At 72.4% G+C, this 26,373-nt stretch carries 23 protein-coding genes; 15 read left to right on the plus strand and 8 right to left on the minus strand.

Translation table 11 applies throughout. The annotated features are described in order from the left end of the window. Window positions 1–36: 36 nt before the first annotated feature. From CLT68_RS14200 to CLT68_RS14210, 3 genes are all read left to right on the plus strand, one after another. Window positions 37–255, plus strand: a complete 219-nt coding sequence (locus CLT68_RS14200) for a DUF3039 domain-containing protein (protein ID WP_088946800.1) — start codon at window positions 37–39, stop codon at window positions 253–255. 40 nt (window positions 256–295) lie between these two features. Beyond that, window positions 296–958: a trimeric intracellular cation channel family protein gene (locus CLT68_RS14205; RefSeq protein ID WP_088946801.1), complete on the plus strand. Its 663-nt coding sequence runs from the start codon at window positions 296–298 to the stop codon at window positions 956–958. A gap of 180 nt (window positions 959–1,138) precedes the next feature. After that, entirely contained in the window at window positions 1,139–2,872 is a 1,734-nt protein-coding gene (locus CLT68_RS14210; RefSeq protein ID WP_088946802.1) for a DEAD/DEAH box helicase, read from the plus strand. Between the two features lie 987 nt (window positions 2,873–3,859). Here CLT68_RS14210 and CLT68_RS14215 read toward each other — a convergent pair. Together CLT68_RS14215 and CLT68_RS14220 are read right to left on the minus strand one after the other, a co-directional pair. Continuing rightward, window positions 3,860–4,093 (minus strand): DUF7455 domain-containing protein, encoded by a 234-nt coding sequence (locus tag CLT68_RS14215; protein WP_030489368.1) that lies wholly within the window; start codon window positions 4,091–4,093, stop codon window positions 3,860–3,862. 245 nt (window positions 4,094–4,338) lie between these two features. Continuing rightward, window positions 4,339–5,928 (minus strand): RNA polymerase sigma factor, encoded by a 1,590-nt coding sequence (locus CLT68_RS14220; RefSeq protein WP_099851413.1) that lies wholly within the window; start codon window positions 5,926–5,928, stop codon window positions 4,339–4,341. A gap of 288 nt (window positions 5,929–6,216) precedes the next feature. On the opposite strand from CLT68_RS14220, the gene CLT68_RS14225 reads away from it, so the two are divergent. Continuing rightward, window positions 6,217–7,038, plus strand: a complete 822-nt coding sequence (locus CLT68_RS14225; protein WP_099851414.1) for an inositol monophosphatase family protein — start codon at window positions 6,217–6,219, stop codon at window positions 7,036–7,038. A gap of 24 nt (window positions 7,039–7,062) precedes the next feature. Here CLT68_RS14225 and CLT68_RS14230 read toward each other — a convergent pair whose 3' ends face one another. After that, the gene (locus CLT68_RS14230) at window positions 7,063–7,578 is read right to left on the minus strand and encodes a LytR C-terminal domain-containing protein (RefSeq protein WP_199177222.1); all 516 of its coding nucleotides are present in this window, start codon (window positions 7,576–7,578) and stop codon (window positions 7,063–7,065) included. 433 nt (window positions 7,579–8,011) lie between these two features. On the opposite strand from CLT68_RS14230, the gene CLT68_RS14235 reads away from it, so the two are divergent. Both CLT68_RS14235 and CLT68_RS14240 read left to right on the plus strand, forming a co-directional pair. Then, window positions 8,012–8,308, plus strand: a complete 297-nt coding sequence (locus tag CLT68_RS14235; protein ID WP_007075406.1) for a DUF4193 domain-containing protein — start codon at window positions 8,012–8,014, stop codon at window positions 8,306–8,308. 116 nt (window positions 8,309–8,424) lie between these two features. Beyond that, window positions 8,425–9,249 carry a hypothetical protein gene (locus CLT68_RS14240; protein WP_099851418.1) on the plus strand — a complete coding sequence of 275 codons (825 nt, stop codon included), beginning with the start codon at window positions 8,425–8,427 and terminating at the stop codon, window positions 9,247–9,249. A 19-nt stretch (window positions 9,250–9,268) separates the two neighbouring features. Here the strand turns inward: CLT68_RS14240 and CLT68_RS14245 are convergent, their stop codons facing one another. Then, window positions 9,269–9,796: a DUF3093 domain-containing protein gene (locus CLT68_RS14245; protein WP_099851419.1), complete on the minus strand. Its 528-nt coding sequence runs from the start codon at window positions 9,794–9,796 to the stop codon at window positions 9,269–9,271. Between the two features lie 90 nt (window positions 9,797–9,886). On the opposite strand from CLT68_RS14245, the gene dut reads away from it, so the two are divergent. The 4 genes from dut to CLT68_RS14265 all read left to right on the plus strand — a co-directional run bounded on the left by dut (window position 9,887) and on the right by CLT68_RS14265 (window position 12,315). Continuing rightward, window positions 9,887–10,423, plus strand: coding sequence for a dUTP diphosphatase (dut, locus tag CLT68_RS14250; protein ID WP_099851421.1), 537 nt, complete (start codon window positions 9,887–9,889; stop codon window positions 10,421–10,423). Between the two features lie 25 nt (window positions 10,424–10,448). After that, window positions 10,449–11,111 (plus strand): DUF3710 domain-containing protein, encoded by a 663-nt coding sequence (locus CLT68_RS14255; protein WP_099851422.1) that lies wholly within the window; start codon window positions 10,449–10,451, stop codon window positions 11,109–11,111. A 114-nt stretch (window positions 11,112–11,225) separates the two neighbouring features. Then, a complete protein-coding gene (locus CLT68_RS14260; protein ID WP_088951536.1) occupies window positions 11,226–11,606 on the plus strand; it encodes an OB-fold nucleic acid binding domain-containing protein in 381 nt (126 codons plus the stop codon). Between the two features lie 25 nt (window positions 11,607–11,631). Then, window positions 11,632–12,315: a DUF3159 domain-containing protein gene (locus CLT68_RS14265; RefSeq protein ID WP_099851424.1), complete on the plus strand. Its 684-nt coding sequence runs from the start codon at window positions 11,632–11,634 to the stop codon at window positions 12,313–12,315. A gap of 17 nt (window positions 12,316–12,332) precedes the next feature. Here the strand turns inward: CLT68_RS14265 and CLT68_RS14270 are convergent, their stop codons facing one another. Continuing rightward, window positions 12,333–13,022 (minus strand): potassium channel family protein, encoded by a 690-nt coding sequence (locus CLT68_RS14270; RefSeq protein WP_099851425.1) that lies wholly within the window; start codon window positions 13,020–13,022, stop codon window positions 12,333–12,335. A 3-nt stretch (window positions 13,023–13,025) separates the two neighbouring features. Next, window positions 13,026–13,691, minus strand: a complete 666-nt coding sequence (locus tag CLT68_RS14275; protein WP_099851427.1) for a potassium channel family protein — start codon at window positions 13,689–13,691, stop codon at window positions 13,026–13,028. Between the two features lie 163 nt (window positions 13,692–13,854). On the opposite strand from CLT68_RS14275, the gene CLT68_RS14280 reads away from it, so the two are divergent. From CLT68_RS14280 to dxs, 3 genes are all read left to right on the plus strand, one after another. Next, window positions 13,855–15,942, plus strand: coding sequence for an APC family permease (locus CLT68_RS14280; protein WP_099857143.1), 2,088 nt, complete (start codon window positions 13,855–13,857; stop codon window positions 15,940–15,942). A 31-nt stretch (window positions 15,943–15,973) separates the two neighbouring features. Beyond that, window positions 15,974–17,209: a TRAM domain-containing protein gene (locus CLT68_RS14285; protein WP_099857145.1), complete on the plus strand. Its 1,236-nt coding sequence runs from the start codon at window positions 15,974–15,976 to the stop codon at window positions 17,207–17,209. 81 nt (window positions 17,210–17,290) lie between these two features. Then, the gene (dxs, locus tag CLT68_RS14290) at window positions 17,291–19,237 is read left to right on the plus strand and encodes a 1-deoxy-D-xylulose-5-phosphate synthase (protein WP_088946814.1); all 1,947 of its coding nucleotides are present in this window, start codon (window positions 17,291–17,293) and stop codon (window positions 19,235–19,237) included. 64 nt (window positions 19,238–19,301) lie between these two features. Here the strand turns inward: dxs and CLT68_RS14295 are convergent, their stop codons facing one another. Further along, entirely contained in the window at window positions 19,302–20,498 is a 1,197-nt protein-coding gene (locus tag CLT68_RS14295; protein ID WP_099851429.1) for a hypothetical protein, read from the minus strand. 329 nt (window positions 20,499–20,827) lie between these two features. On the opposite strand from CLT68_RS14295, the gene CLT68_RS14300 reads away from it, so the two are divergent. Continuing rightward, window positions 20,828–22,651, plus strand: coding sequence for a DUF6311 domain-containing protein (locus CLT68_RS14300; protein ID WP_486482431.1), 1,824 nt, complete (start codon window positions 20,828–20,830; stop codon window positions 22,649–22,651). Next, a complete protein-coding gene (locus CLT68_RS14305) occupies window positions 22,651–24,453 on the plus strand; it encodes a DUF6311 domain-containing protein (RefSeq protein ID WP_099851431.1) in 1,803 nt (600 codons plus the stop codon). Before CLT68_RS14300 ends, CLT68_RS14305 begins: the two co-directional genes overlap by 1 nt. Here the strand turns inward: CLT68_RS14305 and CLT68_RS14310 are convergent, their stop codons facing one another. Further along, window positions 24,454–26,343, minus strand: a complete 1,890-nt coding sequence (locus tag CLT68_RS14310) for a DUF6311 domain-containing protein (RefSeq protein WP_199177223.1) — start codon at window positions 26,341–26,343, stop codon at window positions 24,454–24,456. Window positions 26,344–26,373 lie beyond the last annotated feature (30 nt).

Here is a 26,373-nt window from a genome sequence, read left to right on the forward strand (position 1 = left end):
GATGACCTGCCAAACTTGTCGGTTGGAGGTGCAGACGTGAGCACAGAGGTTCTCGAGCGTCCGGAGCTGAAGGACGCCGACACCGGTCCCGAGATGTTCCACTACGTCCGCAAGGAGAAGATCGCCGAAAGTGCCGTCATGGGCACCTACGTCGTCGCGCTCTGCGGCGAGACGTTCCCGGTCACCAAGGCGGCCAAGCCGGGTTCTCCGGTCTGCCCCAAGTGCAAGGAGATCTACGACTCGTACCGCGAGTGAACCTCGGCCGGTGCTCCGGCCGGCGACGTAGCCTGCGGCGGTGACCACCTCCACCGCCCTGCTCCTCGCCGACCTGACCGGGGTGGCGGTGTTCGCCGCATCCGGGGCGTCGGCGGCGGTGGCGAAGCGACTGGACCTGTTCGGCGTCGCGTTCGTCGGTTTCGTGGCCGCCCTCGGCGGCGGGATCTTCCGGGACCTGGTCATCGACGAGGTGCCGCCGCTCGCCTTCGCCGACTGGCGGTACGCGGCCACCGCCGCGATCACCGCTCTCGCCGTCTTCTGGCTGCACCCGCAACTGGCCCGACTGCGCACCACCGTCCTGGTGCTGGACGCGGCGGGCCTGGCACTGTTCACGGTGACCGGCACGCTCAAGGCACTCGACGCCCGGGTGCCAGCGGTCGGTGCCTGCCTGATCGGCATGCTCACCGCGATCGGCGGCGGGCTCGGCCGCGATCTGCTCACCGCCGAGATCCCCGTCGTGCTGCGTCGGGAGATCTACGCCCTCGCCGCGCTGGCCGGCTCGGTGCTGGTGGTGCTGCTCTACGTGACCGGTCAGACCGGTCCCGTACCGCTCACCGCCGCTGCCGCCCTGGTCTTCGGGCTACGTCTGATCGCGTTGCGTCGGCGCTGGTCCGCGCCGGTGGCGACGCTGCGCCCGCCGCGCGCCGATGGGGCGGATCCCCGCGCCGACCGGGAGTGGTGAGGCCATCCGCGCCAGGGTGGCGAATGTGACCAGCGTGGCGTCGCCTGGGCCGTGGGGCTCGCGCTGGTTATGCTGAGTCGGCCTTCGCGGCAGCTTCTGCGCGGAGGCGTTTTCATGGGCGGCGGTCATCGTGGCCCTCGCCCCGGGTCCGCCGTCGTGCGGTCGGAGAGGAGCTTTCGCGTGGCAGCCCGGACGCCGGTGCTCGAGACGTTCCCGGCACTACGCGCCTGGCAGCGCAAAGCCCTGGTGGAATACCTGCGTCGGCGCACCGAGGACTTCACAGCGGTCGCCACGCCGGGCGCCGGCAAGACCACCTTCGCCCTGCGGATCGCGGCCGAGCTGCTCGGTGACGGCACCGTGGAGGCGGTCACCGTGGTCGCCCCGACCGAGCACCTGAAGAACCAGTGGGCCGACGCCGCGGCCCGGGTCGGCATCCAGCTCGACGCCGCTTTCCGCAACGCCGACGTGCACTCCGCAGCCGACTTCCACGGCGCGGTGGTCACCTACGCCCAGGTGGGCATGGCACCGCAGGTGCACCGGCGGCGCACCATGACCAGACGCACCCTGGTCATCCTCGACGAGATCCACCACGCGGGCGACTCCCGGTCCTGGGGAGACGGGGTGAAGAACGCCTTCGACCCCGCCGTACGCCGGCTGATGCTCACCGGGACACCGTTCCGCTCCGACGACAACCCGATCCCGTTCGTCAGCTACGAGCGGGGTGGAGACGGGCTGCTGCGCTCACGTGCCGACTCCGTGTACGGCTACTCCGACGCCCTGCGCGACGGCGTGGTCCGGCCGGTGCTCTTCCTGGCGTACTCCGGCGAGACCCGTTGGCGGACCAACGCGGGGGAGGAGTTGGCCGCCCGCCTCGGTGAACCGATGACTCAGGATCTGGTGGCGCAGGCGTGGCGTACCGCCCTGGACCCGGCCGGGGACTGGATGCCACAGGTGCTGCGCGCCGCCGACGCCCGACTGACCGTGCTGCGCAACGCGGGCATGGCCGACGCCGGTGGTCTGATCATCGCCACCGACCAGCAGACCGCCCGCTCGTACGCCAAGCTGATCGAGCAGGTGACCGGCGAGAAGGCCGCCGTGGTGCTCTCCGACGACCAGGGCGCGTCCGCGCGGATCGCGACGTTCGCGGCGTCCGACCAGCGATGGCTGGTCGCGGTGCGGATGGTGTCCGAGGGTGTCGACATCCCCCGACTGGCGGTCGGCGTCTACGCCACCAGCGCCAGCACGCCGCTCTACTTCGCCCAGGCGATCGGCCGGTTCGTGCGAGCCCGCCGGCCCGGTGAGACCGCGTCGGTCTTCCTGCCCAGCGTGCCGCACCTGCTCGGCCTGGCCAGCGAGATGGAGACCGAACGGGACCACGTCCTCGGCAAACCCAAGGAATCCGACGGGCTCGACGACGATCTGCTGGAACGGGCGCAGCGCGACGACCAGGCCAGCGGCGAGTTGGAGAAGCGGTTCGCCGCGCTCTCGGCCACCGCCGAACTGGACCAGGTGATCTTCGACGGCGCGTCGTTCGGCACCGCGGCCCAGGCCGGCACCCCGGAGGAAGAGGAATACCTCGGCCTGCCCGGCCTGCTCACCGCCGACCAGGTGTCGCTGCTGCTGACCAAACGGCAGGCCGCACAACTCGCCGCCCAACGCCGCCGCACCGCCGACGGGGCCGCTCAGCCGGCCTCTGCGCCCACGGCGGCGCCACCGGCACCCATGAGCGCCGCTCAGCGTCGCGTGGCGCTCCGGCGCCAACTGAACGCCCTGGTGGCCGCTCGTCACCATCGCACCGGCCAGCCGCACGGCAAGATCCACGCCGAGCTGCGCCGGCTCTGCGGCGGCCCTCCGAGCGCCCAGGCCACCATCGAGCAGCTCGAGGAACGCATCGCGACCGTCCAGACCCTCTAGACCTGCCGCATCGGCGATGCCTGCGGCCGAGGTCCGCGGCGAGGTCCGCGGTCGAGGTCTGCGGCCATGCTTGCTTCCGGCGTGATCCACTCGGGTTCCTTGAAAACGCGGTATTCGAGCGCGGAGGAAAGCGCGACTTCCGTGAAATCGGGTGGATCACGGGCTGGCCTGGGGTGAGACCGAGGTTTACGTGCCCGGGACGCCCGCGCGTGCCTTCTGCGGAGCGTCCCTACTTCAAGATCGCGCAGTAACCGGGATGTAGTGGCATCGGCGCGTCGATGAGGCAACCTACATCCTGGTTCGAGCACGATCTTGGGCGCGGGGCGCGGGGCGCGGGGCGCGGGGCGCGGGGCGCGGGGCGCGGGGCGCGGGGCGCGGGGCGCGGGGCGCGGGGCGCGGGGCGCGGGGCGCGGGGCGCGGGGCGCGGGGCGCGGGACGCGGGACGCGAAGATCCGCACTACTTCGGTGAAGTTGCTGCCTCCGGCGCCCGGGAGGCAGCAACTTCCCCGAAACTGTGCGGATCTTGGCGACATCCGGCGGTGTGCGTTCCCTGGGGCTGGCGCGGGCGGAGCGAGCGCGCGGGTAGGCGCGGGCGGGGCGAGCGCGCGGGGCGCCCCGGGTGGGCACGGCAAGCGCGGTGCGGGCGGGGCAAGCGCGGGCGTGGGCCGGGGCAAAGCGGGGGCGCGGGGCGAGGGGCAAAGCGCGGCTTGGGCCGGGGCAAGCGCGGGCGTGGGCCGGGGCAAAGCGGGGGCGCGGGGCGAGGGGCAAAGCGCGGCTTGGGCCGGGGCAAGCGCGGGCGTGGGCCGGGGCAAAGCGGGGGCGCGGGGCGAGGGGCAAAGCGCGGCTTGGTCCGGGGCAAGCGCGGGCTGGGGCGGGGCACGTGGGCGCGGGGCGAGGGCGGTGGCCGGGGCGGGGTGGTTTGGGTGGCGAAAAGCCGGCCGGAGACACCCTCGGGGTGCCTCCGGCCGGCTATGTCGGTTTGCGGATTTAGTTCGCCATCAGATCGGCGCCACGCCAGCTGAAATCGGGCTCCGTCGCGAACCGCTCGGTGATCTTCACGAGATCCTCCGCGTACTTGTTCGCATGGTGCCCGCAGAACACCAGCTCGCTCCCACCCGTCAGGGTGATCCGGAGCTTCCCGGCAGCATTGCAGCGGTCGCACCGTTCATCGGCGGCTGGGGGAGCCGCCGTCACGGGCGGCGGCGTGAGGGTCGGGGTCATCGCCTTCCTCCTCTGGTCGTCACCGATGAACAATCTCTTCGGTCGTTGCTCACCTATGGTGCAACACCCTTACTAGGCACTGCCTTCCCTGTGTGCCCGCGGGGGACCGAGGTCACACCTGGCAGGGACAGTGTGCCGTGCACCCAGGGTGCCACGTCAACGATCACATTCGTGCATCCGGACGATCACCATCTGGTGTTGCACACCAGGTGGTCAAAACGACACGTTCGGTTGACGAAACCCGCTCAGTCCAGGTAATCCCGGAGGACCTGCGACCGGGACGGGTGACGCAGTTTGGACATCGTCTTGGACTCGATCTGCCGGATCCGCTCCCGGGTCACCCCGTAGACCTGGCCGATCTCGTCCAGCGTCCGCGGCTGACCGTCGGTCAGGCCGAAGCGCAGGCGTACCACACCCGCCTCACGCTCGGAGAGCGTCTGCAGCACCTGCTGGAGCTGGTCCTGCAGGAGCGAGAACGAAACCGCGTCCACCGCGACCACGGCCTCGGAGTCCTCGATGAAGTCACCGAGTTGGCTGTCGCCCTCGTCGCCGATGGTCTGGTCCAGTGAGATGGGCTCCCGAGCGTACTGCTGGATCTCCAGCACCTTCTCGGGTGTGATGTCCATCTCCTTGGCCAGCTCCTCCGGAGTCGGCTCGCGGCCCAGGTCCTGGAGCAGCTCACGCTGTATGCGGCCAAGCTTGTTGATGACCTCGACCATGTGCACCGGGATGCGGATGGTGCGGGCCTGGTCGGCCATCGCGCGGGTGATCGCCTGCCGGATCCACCAGGTGGCGTACGTGGAGAACTTGTAGCCCTTGGTGTAGTCGAACTTCTCCACCGCGCGGATCAGGCCGAGGTTGCCCTCCTGGATCAGGTCGAGGAACGCCATGCCACGGCCCGTGTACCTCTTGGCCAGCGACACCACCAGTCGGAGGTTCGCCTCCAAGAGGTGGTTCTTGGCCCGCTCGCCGTCGCGGGTGATCCAGCCCAGGTCACGGACCATGTCCCGGACGAGCTTCTCCTCGCCCTCGTCGGCCGCGCGCAGCCGCTCGGCGGCGTAGAGCCCGGCCTCGATCCGCTTGGCCAGCTCCACCTCCTGCTCGGCGTTGAGCAGCGGAACCTTGCCGATCTGCTTCAGGTACGCACGGACCGAGTCGGCCGAGGCGGTCAGCTCGGCGTCGCGCCGGGCCTGCTTGAGGGCCTCGGACTCCTCGTCGTCCCACTCGAAGTCGTTGTCGGTCGCCGAGGCGGCGGCGTCGGTCTCGGCGGCCTGGGCCAGCTCGGCCGGCTCCTCGACCACCACGTCCTCGATGGCGGCGGCCAGCTCCTCCGGGTCGATCTCACCCTCGGCGCCCTCGCCCTTGGCCTTGGTGCCGGCCTTGGCGCCAGCGGCGGCGACCGTGGCCTTGGTGGCCCGGGTCGACTTGGTGGCCTTCGCCGGCGTCGCACCGCCCTCGGCGGGGGTGGCCTTGCGGGCGGCCACCTTGCGCGGGGCAGGCGCGGACGGCGCGTCGTCGGAGGCGGGCGCCTGCTTCGGGGCGGGCGCCGCGGCCTTCTTGGTGGTCTTGGCAGTGGTGGCCCGGGACGCCGGCGTGGTCGAACGGGCCGCGGCGACGCGGCGGCGGGTGCTCGCCGAGCCGTCCACCACCACGGTCACTCCCGCCTCGGAGAGCGCCCGCAGAATCTTCTTGGCCTGGGCCGGAGTCACCTCGGCGGACTCGACGGTGCGCGCGAGCTGGGCCGACGTGAGCTGACCACCGGCGCTCTGCGCGTGGGCGATCAGGGTGTCGGTGAGCGAGCGAACGTCGGCGCCGGTCTGGCGGGGTTCTGTCACGAATGACCTTCCGGAGGCGAAGAGCGGGCACGGCCGGGTTGTCCGGCACAGCGTGGGGCAACCGGGCCGGGCAGTGTGGTTGAGGGACCCCCGTGTCCCGGACCGGCCGGTGGTCGGCGGTCCGTGGCGCGTGGGCAGGGGTGAATTGTAACGCCGTCTGCCGCGATCTTCCTGCGCCGCACTGCTTAACGGCGGTGGGACCGCCGATTCGGCGCTGATGTGGACTTTGTAAGGATGATACTCGCGCGGGGCGCGGAACGCCCCGGTCGCGTGGAAGGGGACGTTGGGATGGACCGTTCGGCGCCTTCACCTCGGGAACTTTTGGCGGTCGCACTGGGCGTCGCGCGCGACGCGGCGGCCACCGCGTACCGGATGCGGGTCGAGGGTGTCTCGGTGACGGCGACCAAGAGCACTGTCACCGACGTGGTCACCGCGGCGGACCGGGCGGTCGAACGGCAGGTGCTCGACGCGCTGAAGCAGTTGCGGCCGGACGACGCGGTGCTCGGCGAAGAATACGGCATTCGGGACACCGGGCCGGTCGCGCCGGGCGGGGTGCGCTGGATCATCGACCCGATCGACGGCACCGTCAACTACCTCTACGGGCTGCCGTACAGCGCGGTGTCGCTGGCCGCCGAGGTGGACGGGGTGGTGGTCGCCGGCGTGGTGCGCAACGTGAGCACCGGCGAGGAGTGGACGGCCACGGTCGGGGGCGGGGCCTGGCGCGACGGTGTCCGGTTGCGCTGCTCCGGCGAGACTGACCTGGGGCAGGCGCTGGTCGGCACCGGCTTCGGCTACGACGCCGGACGCCGCACGCACCAGGCCCAGGTGGTGGCCGGGCTGATCGCACACGTCCGGGACATCCGTCGGCTCGGTGCCGCCGCGCTGGATCTCTGCCTGGTCGCGGAGGGTCGGCTCGACGCGTACTTCGAGAAGGGCCTCGCGGCCTGGGACCTGGCGGCCGGCGGGCTGGTGGCCGCCGAGGCGGGCGTGCGTGTCGCCGGCCTGGCCGGTGGGCCGCCGGGGCCCGATCTGGTGGTCGCGGCCCCGCCCGCGCTCTTCGGGCCGCTGCACGACCGGCTGGCCGAGCTGGATGCCGCTGGCGGGCCCTGAGCGGCCGTCAGGGCGGTCAGGCCGTCACTTGGCGACGGGGGACGGGCAGGAGCCCTTGGGTGCCCGTGGCGCGCCGATGTCACCGAGGGACTGGTTGACCTCGGTCGTGGTGGCGAGCTGCTGGAAGCCGTTGCCCAGCACCACGTCCACGACGTCGTCGGTGCGCTTCTCGTCGTAGCCCGGCACGGCGTTGTTGAGGAAGTACGCCTGCAGCAGGTGCGCGGAGCCGACGCCCTTCGGGCCGTAGCGCAGCACTGCCACGTCGTCGATCTCCTTGGGGTCGTTGCCGACCTTCTTCACCTGGAACTTGCGGTTGCGGAAGTCGTCCGCGACGGCGCCGGCCCGGCCGCGCTCCTCGGTCGTGTTGAACACGTTGATCTTGACGTCCTTGGGCTCGTGCAGTGTCACGTCGGCCAGCGGCCAACCCTCCGGGCAGCCCGCGGCCGTGCCCGCCTTCCCCTGGGTGTCCCGGATGATGGCGGTGACCACGAACGCCAGGGCCAGCACCCCGAGCAGGCCGACGACGACGAGTGCTCGCACTCGCGCAAAACTCATCTGGGCACTCCCGGGACCTCAGGTGGGTGGCGGCGGCCGGCAACGATCAGACTGGCCGCCGGCCGTCGAATACGCCGCTGAGGTTAACGGTTGTCCGGCCGTCGCGTGGAAACAGCCCGACATGCCGGCGCGCCGACCGCGAACCGGGTACTACTACCCCTATCTTCGTGTCGCCTGAATCACATTGGGAACAACTTCGCGTGCGGGGGCGTACATCTCAGCCGCAAGGGCGGTATACATGCCTCGCCCAAGGGGGGGTAAGGTTCCGCGCTCGCAGGGGAGTCGCCCCAGCGAGCTCGACCCGTTCGGTCCTCGGGTCGGGTGCCCGACACAAGTGGTGGCCGGCCAGCGGAACCGAAACAGCGTCGTCCGGCGTTACAACCGGAAGCGACAACATCGATATGGGAGAGTGAAACCGATGGCCACCGACTACGACGCCCCGCGTCGCGACGAGGTCGACCTCGGCGAGGACAGCCTGGAAGAGCTCAAGGCACGGCGCGTCGACTCACAGTCGGGCGCGGTGGACGTCGACGAGGCCGAGGTGGCCGAGAGCTTCGAGCTGCCCGGTGCCGATCTGGCCGACGAGGAGCTCACGGTCAAGGTGCTTCCGATGCAGCAGGACGAGTTCCGGTGCGCCCGCTGCTTCCTGGTACATCACCGTAGCCAGCTGGCAGTCGAGCGTAACGGCGAGTTGATCTGCCGCGAGTGCGTCTGACAACCACGACACCGGCGGCGGCCTCCTGAACGGGGCCGCCGCTGCTGGTGTAGGCATGCGCCGGTAGTGGGTACCTGCTTGACTCGTAGCGGGTAGCCACAGCACCGGGAGGTCCGATGAGCGATCGAGGCGGCACCACCGACGATGGCACGGGCAGCCTTGGTGCCACCGGCGGCACGGACGACCTCGGCGCCACCGTCGCGGCGTTGACCGCGGACGACCTCGCTCCGGCCCGTCGCCGCCAACTGCTGACCCGGATGGTCGGGCAGGCCCGCGCCCGTGGCATCTCCGACCTGTTCAAGCCCCGTGCCGCCGTGCGCTGGATGGTCGACACCGTCACCGAGGTCGCCCCGCACATCCCGGTGCGGGACCTGGCCACCCTGCGCCGCCATTTCCCCGGCCTGGACGACGCCGCACTGGCCGACCGGCTCATCCGCAACGCGTCCCGGGCCACCGCCGCGATCGGCGCGGCCGGCGGGGGAGTCGCCGCCGTCGAGTGGACGGTCGCCCCGACCCTGCTCTCCGCGCCGGTGCTGCTCGCCGCCGAGACCGTCGCCGTGGTGTCGGTGGAACTGAAACTGGTCGGTGAGCTGCACGAGGTCCACGGCGTGGCGCTACCGGAGGGCGGCAGCCAACGGGCGGTCGCCCTGGTGCACTCCTGGGCCACCCAGCGTGGGGTCAACCCGATGGTGCCCGGCGTGGGGGTGGGCGCGGTGCTCGGCACTGCGGCCCGCAAGGAACTGCGGGACATGCTGCTGCGGCGTTTCGGTCGCAACCTCACCACGCTCGGGCCGTTCCTGACCGGCGCGGCTGTAGCCAGCTTCCTCAACCGCCGGGCCACCCAGCAGATGGCCGAGCAGCTTCAGGTGGACCTGCGCCGGCGGGGCATCGCCCGACCCGCGCCACCGGCGGCCCTGCCCGGCCCACCGACCGGCACCTGACCGGGTCGGCGGCGGCGGATCAGCCCTGCTCACCCGTGGTGGGTCGGGAGAGCGCCAGAGCGTCCCGCTCGGCCAGCACCGCCTCCGCCAGCTCGACGGGGTGCCGCGTGCTCACCACCCAGAACGGGGTCGGATCGGCCGGGTCGTCGAGCACCACCTGCACGGCGCCGCCGATCCACGGCCGCTGCACCACGAAGGCGAGCGGGTCCGCGCCGACCCCGAGCACCTCACGGCGGCCGGCCACGTCCAGCGGCACCACGTCGGCCACGAAGCGGACCGGCAGGCGGGCGTCGTCCACCCGCAGCTCGGAGTCGGCGACCCCGATCCGGATCCGGCCGAGCCACCACAGCCCTGCCGCGGTGAGAGGCAGCAGCACGACGAACGGCAGCCAGGCGCGCACGCCGGCGGCGCCCATCCAGATCTCGACGGCCAGCAGCGCGGCGGCCACCAGCCCGGCCAGCCACAGCCACCAGGGCAGACCCAACCGTTCGGCGTACGCCGGGCGGGCGTCGACCGGCGGCTGATCGGCGGAGGGAGAGGGCGACATGCTCACTCCTGCGAGGGTACGGCGCACGGCGGCTCGGCGAACCGGCAGGATGGCAGGGTCACCCCGAGAACCGGACGGAAGAGGGGACCCGTGACCGACGTCGTACCCGTGCCCGTGCAGCTGCTCGACTCCGAGCTGCCGCTGCCCACGTACGCCCATCCCGGCGACGCCGGGGCCGACCTGGTGGCGGCCGCGGACGTGGAACTTCCGCCCGGTGGCCGTGCCCTGGTGCCCACCGGCGTGGCAATCGCGCTGCCGGAGGGGTACGTGGGTCTGGTCCATCCCCGTTCTGGTCTGGCGGCCAGGCTCGGCGTGACGGTGCTCAACGCGCCCGGTACGGTCGACGCCGGCTACCGGGGTGAGATCCTGGTCAACCTGATCAACCATGATCGGCATGTGCCGGCGAAGATCTCCCGCGGCGACCGGATCGCGCAGCTCGTGGTCCAGCAGGTCGCACGGGCGCGGTTCGAGCCGGTGGTCGAGCTGCCCGCGTCCCGGCGTGGGGTCGGCGGGCACGGGTCGACCGGCGGGCACGCCGGGCTGGTGCCGTCGCCGACGGGCCAGGACCGGGTCGAGCGGCGGCCAGACGAGCCGGGCCGCGGGCAGACGGAAGAGGTGGCAGGGTGAGTGTGAACAGCGGAGGGCAGGCGCAGTGATCTTCTCCCGAAAGCGGGCCGACGCCGAGCGGCAGACCCGTGACGAGCGGGCCACCCAGGTCCCCGACCAGGGCGATGCGGCGCCGACGTTGGAGCGCGGCCCGTACGACATCTCCGAGAGCTACGACGACGTGCAGCGACTCGACCTGGGCAGCCTGCACATCCCGGCGATCGCCGACGTCGAGGTGCGGGTGCAGGCCGACCCGCAGGGTGTGGTCCAGCAGGTGGTGCTGGTGCATGGCGACAACGCACTCCAGCTGGGCGTCTTCGCCGCCCCCCGGTCCGAGGGGATCTGGGGCGAGGTGCGCGAGGAGATCCGGCAGTCCCTGCTGCGCGACGGCGCGAGCGCGCAGGAGGTCGAGGGCGAGTACGGCCCGGAGCTGCACGCCCAGGTGAACACCCCGGACGGCCCGACGAACCTGCGGTTCGTCGGCATCGACGGGCCGCGCTGGATGGTCCGCGGCGTGTTCCAGGGCCCGGTGGCCACCAACCCGGCCGTGGCCGGGCCGCTGGTGGAGTGCCTGGACGGCCTGGTGGTCGACCGTGGCCAGGAGGCCAAGCCGGTCCGCGAGCCGCTGCCGCTGCGGCTGCCCCGCGAGATCGCCGATCAGGCCGACGCCGAGGCGGGCGCCGCCGCCGCCGAGCCGCGCCAGGTCTGACCCGCGCGCACCGGCCCGCCGGAACCAGCCCCGTCGGCGTACGCTGGCGGCACGGTTCCGGCGCCGCCGGTGCCGGCCGGGGACGGCGAGCGTGGAGAGGGTGACGCGGAGGTCATGACGACCGACGAGGGCCGGGTGTCGCTGCGGCGCATCCTGCAACGGTTCACCGCCAGCGAGGCCGAGATAGACGCGCAGGAGCTGCGGCGCGAGAGCGCCCAGTGCGGCGGGATCCCGGCACAGCAGTGCTCCCGGGGTCAACTGGTGTCGGTCGCCGGTCGGCTGCGCACGGTGGTCTACACGCCGCGCACCAACCTGCCCACCCTGGAGGCCGACCTGTATGACGGCAGCGACGTGGTCACCCTGGTCTGGTTGGGTCGACGGCACATCGCCGGGATCGAGCCGGGCCGGCACCTGACCGCCCGTGGCCGGGTGGCGGTGCGCGACGAGCGCAAGGTCATCTACAACCCCTACTACGAGCTGGACTCGCCGAAGTGACGGCGTTGCGGACGGAAGGCCGGCGATGACGACGGGACAGCACCGGGCGGCGCAGCCGGAGACCGGCCCTCCGGAGGAGGAGCCGCTGCCGACGATCGCCGAGCAGATGGCCGACCAGCTCGGCGGCTGGCGGGGGCTGGTCGAGTCGAGCATCCCGGTCGTGGTCTTCGTTCTCGCCAACATCATCGGCGAGCTGCGACCGGCGGTGATCGCCTCGGTCTCCGTCGCGCTGCTGATCGCCGGGCTGCGGCTGGCCCAGCGTCGGCCGATCCGGCATGCCATCAACGGGCTGTTCGGCGTCGGCGTCGGCGCGGCCATCGCCTGGCGCACCGGCGACGAGCGCGATTTCTACCTTCCCGGCATCCTCTACGGCATCGGGTACGGCGTCGCCCTGCTGATCTCGGCGGCGATCCGGCAGCCGCTGGTGGGCTGGATCTGGTCGGTGCTGGTCGCCAAGGGCCGCTCGGAATGGCGCACCGACCCGAAGCTGGTGCGCACCTTCACCCAGCTCACCGTGCTCTGGGGCGTGGTCTGGCTGGCCAAGGTGGGCGTGCAGGCCGGGCTCTACCTGGCCCACCAGGACACCGCGCTGGGCGTGGCCCGGCTGGCGCTGGGCTACCCGCCGTACGCGCTGCTGCTGCTGATCACGGTCTGGACGGTGCGCCGGGTCACCCGGGAGTCGTCGCCGACCCCGCTGCCCGGCGCCTGACCGAACGGCCCGTCGGCTCAGCGTGAGCCGCGGGTCCGCTCGACGCTGTCCGGCCCGAGGATCACCGCGCGGACCTGGTCCTCCACCTCGGCGGTGCAGACGAAGATCAGCTCGTCGCCGGCCTCGATCGGGTCGTCCGGGCTGGGCACCAGGACCCGCTTGCCACGCAGGATCGCCACCAGCGCGGAGTCGCGGGGCAGCGGCACGGCGTGGATCGGCTGACCGACGTAGGGCGCGGTCGGCGGCAGGGTGATCTCGACCAGGTTCGCCTCACCCTGGCGGAAGGTCATCAGCCGGACCAGGTCGCCGACGGTGACCGCCTCCTCGACCAGCGCGGCCATCACCCGCGGCTTGCTCACCGCGACGTCGACGCCCCACTGCTCGGTGAACAGCCACTCGTTCTCGGCCCGGTTGACCCGGGCCACCACGCGCGGCACCGCGAACTCGGTCTTGGCGAGCAGCGACAGCACCAGGTTGGTCTTGTCGTCGCCGGTCGCCGCGACCACCACGTCGCACCCGGCGACGTTGGCCTCCTCCAGGCTGGCGACCTCGCACGCGTCGGCGAGCACCCATTCGGCCGCAGGCACCCGGTCCGGGCGCAGCATCTTGGGCTGGCGTTCGATCAGCATCACCTGGTGGCCGTTGTCGATCAGCTCCTGGGCGATGGAGCGGCCCACGTTGCCCGCGCCCGCGATGGCGACCCGCATGGCTCAGTGCCCCCCTTCCGGCGGCGCCGCCGCCACCGACGTGACCGTCGCCACGATGTCATCGCTGACCAGCATGAACACCTGGTCACCCTCCTGTACGACGGTGGAGCCGGTGGGCAGCGTGCCGATGCCGAAGCGGATCAGGTAGGCGATCCGTGCGCCGGACGCCTCCTCCAGCGTGCGCACCGACCGGCCGATCCAGTCCTTGTGGACCGGCACCTCGACGATCGACACGGTGCTCGTGGGGTCGCGGAAGATCTCCACGTTGCCCTCCGGCACCAGGTGCCGCAGCATCCGGTCGGCCGTCCAGCGCACTGTCGCGACGGTGGGGATGCCCAGCCGCTCGTAGACCTGCGCCCGGCGCTGGTCGTAGATGCGGGCGGCGACCCGGGACACGCCGAACGTCTCGCGTGCCAACCTCGCCGAGATGATGTTGGAGTTGTCGCCGCTCGACACCGCCGCGAAGGCGTCCGCGCGCTCGATGCCGGCCTGTTGGAGAACCTCGCCGTCGAAGCCGACCCCGGTCACCGTGATCCCGGCGAAGTCGGGGCCGAGCCGGCGGAACGCGTCGGCGTCCTGGTCGATCACCGCCACCGAGTGCCCTCGGGACTCCAGGCTGTGGGCGAGGGTCGACCCGACCCGGCCACATCCCATGATCACGACGTGCACGCTGTCCCTCCCAAGGTGCGTACCGCCCCCGCTTCCGGTGGCCTCCGAGTGCGAGCCTGCCACGTCCCGGTGGGAAGCGGGGACCGACCGTACCCCGTCGTCGTGAGCAGCCGTGATCGCCCACCCCCGCGCCCTCGCCGTGGTGGTCGTACCCTTGGCGTTCGTGGCCAGTCCCACCTCGCTGCTGAAGCGGCTCCTCCTCGGTCGACCGTTCCGGTCCGACCGGCTCCAGCACACCCTCCTGCCGAAGCGCATCGCGCTGCCCGTGTTCGCCTCCGACGCGCTGTCCAGCGTCGCGTACGCGCCCGACGAGATCCTGCTCACCCTCTCCATCGCCGGCGCCTCGGCGTTCCTGTTCTCTCCGTGGATCGCGCTGGCAGTGGTCGTGGTGATGCTCACCGTGGTGGCCAGCTACCGGCAGAACGTGTACGCCTACCCGTCCGGTGGTGGCGACTACGAGGTGGCCACTGTCAACCTGGGCCCGAAGTTCGGCGTCGGTGTGGCGAGCGCGCTGCTGGTCGACTACGTGCTCACGGTGGCGGTGTCGGTCTCCTCCGGGGTGGCCAACCTCGGCTCGGTGGTGCCCTTCGTGGCCACCCACAAGGTCCTGATCGCGGTGATCGCGGTGGTGCTGCTGACCGCTGTCAACCTGCGCGGGCTGCGCGAGTCGGGCACGGCGTTCGCCATCCCCACCTACGGTTTCGTGATCGTGATGCTCGGGATGCTGCTCACCGGGCTGTTCCGGGTCTTCGTGCTGGGCGACGACCTCCGTGCCCCGAGCGCCGACCTGGTGATCCAGGCCGAGCACAGCGTGACCGGGTTCGCGCTCATCTTCCTGCTGCTGCGGACGTTCAGCTCGGGCGCCGCCGCGCTTACCGGCGTGGAGGCGATCTCCAACGGTGTGCCGGCGTTCAAGGCGCCGAAGAGCCGCAACGCGGCCACCACCCTCTTGCTGCTCGGCACCATCTCGGTGAGCATGCTGGTCGGGATCATCTGGCTGGCCCGGCTGACCCACCTGCAGTTCGTCGAGGATCCGAGCCTCCAGATCGTCTCCGGCCCCGAGGGGTACGTGCAGAAGACCGTCACCACCCAGCTCGGTGAGACGGTCTTCGGTTCCGGGTCGATCCTGCTCTACGTGCTGGCCGGGGTGACCGCCCTGATCCTGTTCCTGGCCGCTAACACCGCGTTCAACGGGTTCCCGGTGCTCGGTTCGATCCTCGCGCAGGACCGCTACCTGCCCCGCCAGTTCCACACCCGCGGCGACCGGCTGGCGTTCTCCAACGGCATCACCTTCCTGGCCCTCTTCGCGATCGTGCTGATCGTCGGCTTCCAGGCCGAGGTGACGAAGCTGATCCAGCTCTACATCGTCGGGGTCTTCGTCTCGTTCACCGTCTCCCAGGCCGGCATGATCCGGCACTGGAACCGGCACCTGCGGACCGAGCGGGACCCGGAGGCGCGCCGCAAGATGTACCGGTCCCGGGCGATCAACACGTTCGGCATGGGCCTGACCGGCACGGTGCTGGTGATCGTCCTGGTCACGAAGTTCCTGCTCGGCGCCTGGATCGCGATCGCCGCGATGGCGGTGATCTACGTGCTGATGCTGGCCATCCGCCGGCACTACGACCGGATCGCCGTCGAGCTGACCCCGCCGGACGAGGGCCGGGCCACGCTGCCCGCCCGCAACCACGCGATCGTGCTGGTCAGCAAACTGCACCAGCCGACACTGCGGGCCATCGCCTACGCCCGGGCCACCCGGCCGGACACGCTGACCGCCGTGACCGTCAACGTGGACGACAAGGACACCCGGGACCTGCAGGCCGACTGGGAGCGGCGGGAGATGGCCATCCCGCTCACCGTGATCGACTCGCCGTACCGGGAGATCACCCGCCCGATCCTGGACTTCGTCGCCTCCACCCGCCGCAAGTCACCCCGCGACGTGGTCACCGTCTTCATCCCGGAGTACGTGGTCGGCCGCTGGTGGGAGAACCTGCTGCACAACCAGAGCGCCCTGCGCCTCAAGGGCCGACTGCTCTTCGAACCGGGGGTGATGGTGGTCAGCGTGCCGTGGCAGCTCGCGTCGACAGCGAGCAAGAACCTGGACCGGCTGGACGCCACACTGTCCCGGACACCGGCACGGGGGCCGCGCGGCACCGTGCCGCCGCTGGTCTCCGCACCGCCGGTGGTTTCTCCGCCGCCGCCTGGTGAGGGCGGCCCGGCGGACCGCGCAACGGAAGGAAACGGCCGTGACTGAGTCGGGCGGGCAGCGAACCGCGACAACCCCGGTGCCACCGGCACCCGAGCGTGGGCTGGCCGAGGCGGAACGGGTCGAGCTGACCGTCAACGCGGTCGCCCCCGGCGGGCACTGCGTGGCACGGGTGGACGGGCAGGTCGTCTTCGTCCGGCACGCGCTGCCCGGTGAACGGGTCATCGCCGAGGTCACCGAGGTGCACCGGGGGTTCGTCCGGGCCGACGCGGTGACGGTGCTGGACCCCTCACCGGACCGGGTCGAGCCGCCCTGCCCGTACGCCCGGCCGGGCGCGTGTGGCGGCTGCGACCTGCAACACGTCGCCCCGGACGCGCAACTGGCCTGGAAGACCGCCGTGATGCGCGAGCAGCTGGTCCGCCTCGGCGGGCTGACCGACGCCGCGCTGGACAAGCTCGGCGTCCGGGTCGAGGCGCTGCCCGGCGGGCTGCTCGGCTGGCGCTCCCGGGTCCGGTACGCCGTGGACGCCGCGGACCGGGCCGGCCTGCTCAAGCACCGGTCGCACGAGGTGGTGCCGATCGACCGTTGCCGGATCGCCCACCCGGCCATTCAGCAGCTGCCGGTGCTCACCGAGCGCTGGCCGGCCGCCGAGGGGGTCGAGACGATCGCCAGCACCGGCGGGGACGTGACCGTCACGGAGATCCGCGACGGGGTGCCCACCCTGGTGAGTGGGCCGGCCGAGGTCCGCGAGGTGGCCGCCGGACGGGACTGGACGCTGCCCGCGTCCGCGTTCTGGCAGGTGCACCCGGCCGCGGCGGACACCCTCTGCGCGGCGGTGCTGGACCTGCTGGACCCACAGCCGGGCGAGACCGGATGGGACCTCTACGGCGGCGCTGGGCTGTTCGCCGCGGCCCTCGCCGCACGGGTCGGCGACGCCCGGATCACCCTGGTCGAGTCGAGCCGGGACGGGGTGGACGCGGCCCGGGCCAACCTGGCCGACCTGCCCCAGGTCGAGGTGGTCGCCGCCCGGGTGGAGACCGCGCTGACCCGCCGACGGATCACCGGCCCGGTCGACGTGGTGGTGCTCGACCCGCCGCGCTCCGGCGCGGGCGCCCAGGTGGTGCGTGACATCGTCGCCGCCGGCCCGCGAGCGGTCGCGTACGTGGCCTGTGACCCGGCGGCCTTCGCCCGGGACGTCCGCACCTTCACCGAGCTCGGTTGGCGGCTGGCGGCGCTGCGGGGCTTCGACCTGTTCCCGATGACACAGCACGTCGAGCAGGTGGGGCTGCTGCTCCCGCCGCGGATCGCGCTCTGACCAGGGGCTCAGCCGGCCCGCACGGCCCGGGCCTCTCGGCCCAGGCTGCGGAGTACCGGGCGGCCGATAGACTCTCCGGTCATGAGTGTTGAAGAGGACACGGCCAACCACGGCCGGCTGCTGGGGACGGTACGCGGTCCGCAGGACGTCAAGCGGATGTCGGGCGAGGAGCTGGACGTCCTCGCCGCCGAGATCCGGGACTTCCTGATCGCCAAGGTCTCCCGCACCGGCGGGCACGTCGGGCCCAACCTCGGTGTGGTCGAGCTGACGCTGGCCATGCACCGCGTCTTCGACTCGCCCCGGGACCGGCTCCTGTTCGACACCGGCCACCAGGCGTACGTGCACAAGATCCTCACCGGGCGCCAGGCCGGCTTCGACAAGCTCCGTCAGCGCGGTGGCCTCTCCGGCTACCCCAGCCAGGCGGAGAGCGAGCACGACCTCATCGAGAACTCGCACGCCTCCACCGCGCTCTCCTACGCCGACGGCCTCGCCAAGGCGTACGCGCTGCGTGGTGAGGCCCGCAGCGTCGTGGCCGTGGTCGGCGACGGCGCGCTCACCGGTGGCATGTGCTGGGAGGCGCTGAACAACATCGCCACCGCCGGCAACTCCCTCGTGATCGTGGTCAACGACAACGGCCGGTCCTACTCGCCGACCATCGGCGGGCTGGCCGACCACCTCTCCTCGCTGCGGCTCAACCCCGGCTACGAGAAGGTCCTCGACACCGTCAAGGACGCCCTCGGCTCCACGCCGCTGGTCGGCAAGCCGATGTACGAGGTGCTGCACGCGGTCAAGAAGGGCATCAAGGACGCGGTCGCCCCGCAGGCCATGTTCGAGGACCTGGGCATCAAGTACGTGGGCCCGGTGGACGGGCACGACGTGGCGGCCGTCGAGGCGGCGCTGCGCGCGGCGAAGAACTTCGGCGGCCCGGTGATCGTGCACGCGGTCACCCGCAAGGGCTACGGCTACCGCCCGGCCGAGGAGGACGAGGCGGACTGCCTGCACGGCCCGAGCAGCGCCTTCGACGTCGAGACCGGCGCGCTGCTGGCCGCGCCGTCGGTGAAGTGGACGCACGTCTTCGCCGACGAGCTGCTGGCCGTCGCCGACGAGCGGCCGGACGTGGTGGGCATCACCGCCGCGATGGCCGAGCCGACCGGCATCGCCAAGCTGGCTCGCAAGTACCCCGAGCGGGTGTACGACGTGGGCATCGCCGAGCAGCACGCCGCCACCTCGGCGGCCGGGCTGGCGCTCGGCGGTCTGCACCCGGTGGTCGCGGTCTACGCCACCTTCCTCAACCGCGCCTTCGACCAGGTCCTGCTGGACGTGGCGATGCACAAGCTGCCGGTGACCTTCGTGTTGGACCGGGCGGGCATCACCGGCCCGGACGGCCCCAGCCACTACGGCATCTGGGACATGTCGGTCTTCGGGGTGGTGCCCGGGCTACGGATCGCCGCTCCCCGTGACGCCGCCACGCTGCGGGAGGAGCTGCGCGAGGCGGTGGCCGTCGACGACGGCCCCACCGTGGTGCGCTTCCCGACCGGCGCGGTCGCCGCGGACCTGCCGGCGCTGCGCAGGGTCGGCCCGGTCGACGTGTTGGCCGAGTCGGCGCGTACCGACGTGCTGCTGGTCGCTGTCGGCTCGTTCGGCCAGCTGGGCATGGAGGTGGCTGCCCGGGTCGCCGAGCAGGGCTACGGCGTCACCGTCGTCGACCCCCGCTGGGTGCGTCCGGTCCCGGCGGAGCTGGTCGACCTGGCCGCCCGCCACCGGCTCGTGGTCAGCGTCGAGGACGGGGTCCGGGTCGGCGGGGTGGGCGACGCGCTCGCCCAGGCCATGCGCGACGCCGACGTCCGGGTGCCGCTCAAGGACCTGGGCGTACCGGCCGAGTGGCACCCGCACGGCACCCGCGCGCAGATCCTCGCGGACCTGGGCCTGACCGCCCAGGACGTGGCGCGCAACGTGACCGGCTGGATCTCTGGCCTGGACGCCACCCCGGACCGCCTCACCCCCAGCGACGCGGCCGCGCAGAACTGACGAAACGACGGACGGCGGGCACCCCCCTCCCGGGGACGCCCGCCGTCGTCGTCCCACGAGCGGGTCAGTTGGTTGGCTTCACCGAGCGGTAGTGGGTCTTGTCGGTGTTGGCGAGGCTGTAGGTCTGGGAACGGGACGGGCCGGGGATGACCGCCAGGCCGGGGCGCTCGACCAGCAGGGGAGTGCCCGGCGGAACGGACAGGGAGCTTTCCCGGGTGGCTCGCCAGCTCAGCACCACGAGCGGCTGGCCGGGCACCGGCAACTGGTACGCCTGCAACGGGGTGGCCCGGTCGGCGGGTGAGACGACGGGCGCGCTCCCGTCGGCCGGTCGGTAGACCACAGCGGTCATCGCGCCGGCGTCGGTGTCCCAGCTGAGCTGCTGCAACTCGGCTGCCTCACCACCGCCGAGGGCGACCTCGCCGAGCGAGCGGACGGTTAGTTTCGCCATCGGCCAGGACGTCGGCACCGAGCGCGGCGCGTCCCGGTCGCCGATCCGGCGGGGGATGCTGCCGAACGGGCCCCGGTCACCGCCCAGCACGCAGGTGTCCAGCCCGGTGAGCGCCCTCCGGCCGGTGCCGGACTCGTCGCGGACCAGCGGATAGCGTGGGTCGACGGTGCCGGTGCCCAGGTCGAGCAGCCGGTCCGCGGCTCGCCCGCGGGGCAGCGACTCGGTGGTCCGCAGGGTCGCTGTCACTCCGACCGCGGTGCAGGACGGCACGTCGACCGGCGCGCTGAGGCCGTCCGTGACGGGCAACGTCCGATCCTGTGGCCCGACCAGCGTCTGCACCCGCGCCGAGACCAGGTAGCGGCGGCCGGCGGCGGTCTGCACCGGCAGAACGTCGGAATAGACGAGGTAGCCCGGGTCGGTGTACTCGGTGGCGCGGGTCACCGCGTACCGGTCGCCGTCACGGGTGAGTTGCAGCAGCCAGGAGGCGCTCTCGCCGGGCACGTCGGCGGCCACGAGTGCCACCGGCGCGCCGTCGACCCGGCCGGAGAAGAGGATGCCGGACGAGGGCAGGTGCGCGCGGTCATCGGCCGGTGACCGCCAGTCGCGGACCGTCCTGGTGACCGCTGCCGTCGCCGTGGCGTCCCCCGAGAGGTCGCCCCGGGGCGGCCACACGACCAACGCGCCGTCCAGGCTGTCGTAGCCGACCCGCAGATCCTGCGGCTTCCTCTCGGCCACCGGACCGCAGGCCGTGGCGGCCAGCAGCGCGGTGAGCAGGACGGGAAGCGCCCTGCCGTGCCGACGGCCTGGAGTCACCTGGTCCGCCCCCGATCGCCTCGCCGTCGCTGTCGGAAAGCGCCATAGTACGAGATGTCCGGTGCGGGACCCCAGGTGGTCGCCGTCAGACCCACCACAATGGACGTCACCGGGGCTTTAGTGCGTTTTCGTTGCTCCGGTAGACTCCGCCGACTGTGACGCCTGCCGAGTCCCGCGCCCTGCCCGCGCCGCACCCGGAGGCCGCAACCGGCCCCGACGAGATGGTGAGCTACCGCACACCGGGCGGCCTCTTCGCCGCCACCGCCCCCGCCGAAGCACCGGCCGAGCCCGAAGCACCGACGGACCCGGACGCGCCGTCAGGGCCCGCGATGCCGTCCGAGCCCGCAACGCCGGCGGAGGACGTGGCGGTGGCCGACGGCGCGGAGGTCGTACCGACGCGGGCGCGGTGGCGTCGCTGGACCCGGCGACGGCAACACCTCTCGGTGGGTGGCCTGTTCCTGCTCGCCGCGCTCTGGGTGACCAGTCGGATCTGGCTGGACCCGTCCGGTCGGGTGGCCTCGCTCTACACCGGTGACCCGGCCCAGGTGCAGTTCTTCCTCGCCCACTCGGTACGCGTGGTGCTGCACGGCGAGTACCCGTTCTACACCGAGCAGCTCAACTACCCCGACGGCGTCAACCTGATGGCCAACACGGCCGTGCTGGCGCTGGGTATCCCGATGGTCCCGGTGACGCTGCTCTTCGGGCCGGCGGTCTCCTTCGTGGTGCTGGTGACACTGGGCCTCGCCGGCACCGCCATGGCCTGGTACCTCATGCTCTCCCGCCATCTGGTGCGTACGCCGCTGGCGGCGGCGGTCGGCGGCTGGTTCTGCGGCTTCTCGCCCGCGATGCTGTCGCACGCCAGTTGGCACCCGAACATCATCAGCCAGTTCCTGCTGCCGTTCATCGTCTGGCGGGTGCTGGTGCTCACCCGGTCCCGTCGGCCGGTCCGGGACGGGGTGCTGCTCGCCCTGCTGGTCACCGCGCAGGCGTTCATCAACGAGGAGATCCTGCTCTTCACGGCGCTGGCCTGCGGGGTGTTCCTGCTGGCCGTGCTCGCGCAGGAACCCGCCCGCTGGTCGGCGGCCTGGCGACCGCTCGGCATCGGCGTGGTGACCTGCACGCTGCTGGCCGGGGCGCTGCTGGCGTACCCCCTGTACGTGCAGTTCGCCGGGCCGATGGCCTACCACGGGCTCAGCGACGCGGTGAAGGACTACGGCAACGACATCGCCGCCTTCTTCGCCCCCGGCTCGCCCACCCTCGGCGGCAACCAGCGAGCCAACATCAACCTGGCGCCGAACTACTCGGAGGAGAACGCGTTCTTCGGCTGGAGCCTGTCCATGCTCGCCATCGGCATCGTGGTCTGGCTGCGCCGGGAGCTGATCGTCCGGGCGCTCGCGGTGACCGGCCTGTTCTTCGCCGTCCTGTCGCTCGGTGAGCGGGTCTCCTGGTGGGACCGTGAGCTGGTCGACGGGCCGTGGCAGTTGCTGGTCCACCTGCCGTTGCTGGACGCGGTGGTGCCGACCCGGTTCGGTCTGATCACCAGCGTGGTGATCGGTCTGCTGCTCGCGCTCGCCGTCGAGCGGGCCTGGGCGTTGCGACCGGCCGACCGGCGCACAGTGCGGACGCTCACCGCGGCGGGCCTGGCGTTCGCGCTGCTGCCGATCGCTCCGATGCCGCTGCGGATGGTCTCCCGACCGCCGGTGCCGGACTTCATCACGGCCGACCGCTGGCGGGCGTACGTCGGGCCGGACCAGACGCTGGTGCCGATCCCGGTGCCCAGTATGGGTAACACGCACGGCATGCGCTGGGCGGCGACCACCAACCTCGACTTCAAGATCCCCGGCGGTTACTTCCTCGCCCCGCGCAACGGCAACACCGGTGACGCGGGTCGGTTCGGTGGCCGACCCAGCGGGGTGGGTCAGATGCTGGAGGAGGTGGCGACCACCGGGCGGATGCCGAAGCTCGACGACCGGCAACGCCGCCGCTTCGCCGACGAGCTGCGTCACTGGCGGGCCGCGATCCTTGTGCTGCCGCTCCGTCAGCAGAACGCCGAGCCGTTGCGGCGTACCGTCGAGGACCTGGTCGGCCCCTGCCGCCAGGAGCTGGACGTCTGGGTGTGGGACGTCCGGGCGCTGACCGACCGTTCGGTCTGATGACCACCGGGACGACGTCCCCGGCCACCTCGCCCCCGGCGGTGGTGCGGACGTCCCGTCCGGTCTGGCTGCGGGACCTGCTGGTGGTGGTCGGCTATCTGGGCCTGGCCGCGGTGCTGACCAGCGCCCAGTGGGGCCAGCCGGGGCGGCTGTTCCACCAGGCGGGCGACCAGATCCTCTTCGAGTGGATGCTGGCCCACGCGGCGCACGCCGTGGTCGCGGGGGACAACCCCCTCCACAGTGCCGGGTTGAACGCGCCCGACGGGGTCAACCTGATGGCGAACACCTCGGTGCTCGGCCTGGGTGTCCCGTTGACCCCGGTCACCCTGCTCCTCGGCTCGCAGGTGGCGTTCTGCGTGGCGGTCGTCTGCTGCCTCGCCGGCACGGCCGCCGCCTGGTACGCGCTGCTGCGCCGCCGGCTGGTCACCACCCGTTCCGCCGCCGCGGTCGGTGGGCTGATCTGCGGCTTCGCCCCGGGAATGATCGCCCAGGCGGGCGCGCACCTGCACATCGCCGCGCAGTTCCTGGTGCCCCCGATCCTCGCCCTGGTGTTCCGGCCCGCCGTGGACCCGGCGCACCGGCTCGTCGGCGTGTGGCGGCCCGGCATCGTCCTCGGGCTGCTGCTGGTCTGGCAGGTCTTCATCGGTGAGGAGGTGCTGGTCTTCCTGGCGCTCGCGGCGGGGGTGTTCGCGCTGGGCTACGCGCTCGCCGACCGGGTGGCCGCCCGGCAGCTCGCCCCGGCCCTCCTCGGCCGGCTGGCGGTGGCGGCCGGGGTGGCGGCGGTGCCGCTGGCGTACCCGCTGTGGTTCCAGTTCCACGGCCCGCAGCACTACTCCGGGATGGCGTTCGCCACGCACGCCTTCCAGTTGGACGCCGCGTCGTTCACCGCGTCGGCCCGGCAGACCGTGCTCGGCGACGACTGGCTGCCGGGCCTTCTCGCGCCGAACCCGACCGAGGAGAACTCCTTCTTCGGCCCGGGGCTGCTGGTGCTCGCCGTGGTGATCGTGATCTGGCTGTGGCGACAGCCGCTGGTCCGCGCGCTGGCCGGCTGTGGGCTGGTGTTCGCGCTGCTCTCCCTCGGCACCGAGCTGCGGGTCGACGGCACCGCCACCGGCATTCCGGGGCCGTACCGGCTGGTCGCCGGGCTGCCCCTGCTCGACCTCGCGGTGCCGGCCCGGTTCGCGCTGGTCTGCGTACCGGTGCTGGGTGTGCTGGTGGCGCTCTCCCTGGACCGGGTGCGGGCGGCGCGCCGGCTGTCGGCCGCACCCGGGCTGCCGGTGCGGCTGCTCTGGGCCGGCGCGGTGGCCGCCGCGTTGCTGCCGCTGGTCCCGACGCCGATCCGGGTGGTGCCGGTCACGCCGGTGCCGGGGTTCGTCGCCGACGGCGGGTGGCGTCCGCTGGTGCCGCCCGGCCGGACGGTGGTCGCCGTTCCGCCGGTCACCGGCGCGGCGCAGAGCCCGGCGATGCTCTGGTCCGCCCGTACCGGTCTGGCGTTTCCCACGCCGGGCGGTTACTTCATCGGCCCGAGCGGCCCGGACGACCCGGCGGCCCGCTGGGGCGCGCCGGACCGCCCAACGTCGGTGCTGCTGCGGCGGGTCGCCGAGACCGGCACGGCGCCGGTGCTCACCGACGCCGACCGCCGCCAGGCCGTCGAGGATCTACGGCACTGGCGGGCCGCCGTGGTGGTGCTCGGCCAGTTGACCAACGGCGAGCCGGTCCGTCGGACCGTCGACGACCTGCTCGGGCCGGGCCGACCGGTCGACGGCGGGTGGATGTGGGACGTCCGGAACCAGGTCGACTGATCAGCTCACCAGCGCGCGGACGTCCCAGACCCAGACGTCGTCGACCCGCTGGGGCGGCCCGATCAGGCCGGTGACCAGCTCGCGCAGCACCGCCTCGCGGGGATGCGCCCCGAGCACGACCACCGACGCCCGCCAGAACCGCAGGTCCTCGACGGCCTGGCGGCGGTTCTCGTCGGTGAGCACCGGGACCGCGCCTTTGTCCATCGTGGAGTAGATGAGGGTGCTGGTGGGCCGGTTCGGCGCGCCGAAGACACCCTCGCCCAGCTCGTTCGGCCCGATGAAGTAGCCGCCCGGGACGGGGAACTCCTGCCTGGTCAGCGCACTCCACCGCAGCGTCGGCAGGCCGTGCACGTTGCTCGGGATCGGCACCGGCACCAGGGTTCGACCCGCCGGCACGTACGGTCGCCAGCCGCCCGCGCTGATGAAGTGCGGTGGCGGGTCGATCTGCTGGGCGGGCAGCGGCCGGGGAAAGAGCGGCAGAACGGCTAGGGCGACAGCCGCGTACCCCACCGGGCGCAGCCACCGGCGGCCCGCCGCGACCGGCGCGGGCGGGCTCGGCTCGTCGGACGTCGCCGGGGCCGCCTCCCCGACGCGCTGGGCCGGCACCCGCGGCTGGTCGGCCACCGGGCGCCCCTGGCGGTGCGCGGCGTCCCAGGTCAGCGCGAGCAGTACGCCCACCGCGGCGGCCACCACCAGCGTCAACCGGGTCGGCATCATCATCTCGACCAGCGGCAGGTCGTCCGGCACGTACGACCACGGGCCGCGCACCCCGGTCTCGACGCCGTTGAACCGCACCCGGGGCCCGATCGACGCCACTGTGAAGACGACGATCAGCACGGCGGCGATCCGGGCCGGCAACGATCGGCGTACGAGCAGCACCAGGGCGACCACCGAGAGCAGCACCAGGGGCCAGCCGAACCAGGTGTTCTGCTCGGTCAACCCGATCGTCTTCTCCACTGCCGGGTCGCCGGCCCAGGTGTCCCGGGCGAAGGTGACGAAGGCGACCAGGTCCTCGCCCCAGTTGTGGAAGACGCCACCCTGCAGGCCCCGGTAGGACTGCGGGCCGTTGAACTGGAACCAGATCGGGTACGCGGCGAGCACCAGGGCCAACCCGCCAGCGACGCCGAGCCCGGCCAGGAACGTGCCGGCGACGGCCCGGGTGGCCGCCGGGCGCTGCACGGCGTACGCCAGCACGACGACCAGGCAGGCCAGCGCGGTGAGCAGCAGCATCTCCTCGTTGATGAAGATCTGGTACGTCACCAGCGCCCCGAGCACCAACCCGTTGCGCCGCCACCGGCCGGGCTCGCCGAGGCGCAGCACCCGCACCACGATCAGCGGCAGCAGGAAGTTGGACACGAAGTTGGGCTGGCCGTTGGCGTGGTGGATGATTCCCGGCGCGAAGCCGAGGAACGCGCCGCCGACGAAGGCCGCCGCCCGGGAGCGCACCAGGTGGCGGGAGAGCATCCAGTAGCCGGTGCCGGCGGTGGCGGCCAGCGCCGCACCGAGGTAGAGCGCGTACATCACCTGCGGGCCGAGCAGCATGGTCAGCGGGGCCAGCGGCACTGTCACCCCGAGCAGCGAGGTGTTGGCCATCATGTTCACCCCGTCCGGGGCGTTCTGCTGGGCCGTGAACAGCGGGTTCTCCAGGTGCCGCACCGAGTACGCGCCGTGCGCGAACAGCCACTCGAACCAGCTGTGGTCGGTGGGCAGGTGCGAGGAGACCCGGCCGGTGACGTCACCCCAGTAGTTGAGGCAGACGAAGACGCCCAGCAGGACATAGGCTCCGAGGGCCAGCAGGTCGGCTCGGGCCGGGCGGCGTCGAGGCCGCCGTGTCGACTCGGCCTCGGCCGGATCGGCGTCGGTCAGGGGATTCAGCGAAGGGTCTACCACCGGCACAGCCACGACGCGCCATCGTACAGG

This window comes from Micromonospora sp. CNZ299 (assembly GCF_002754415.1).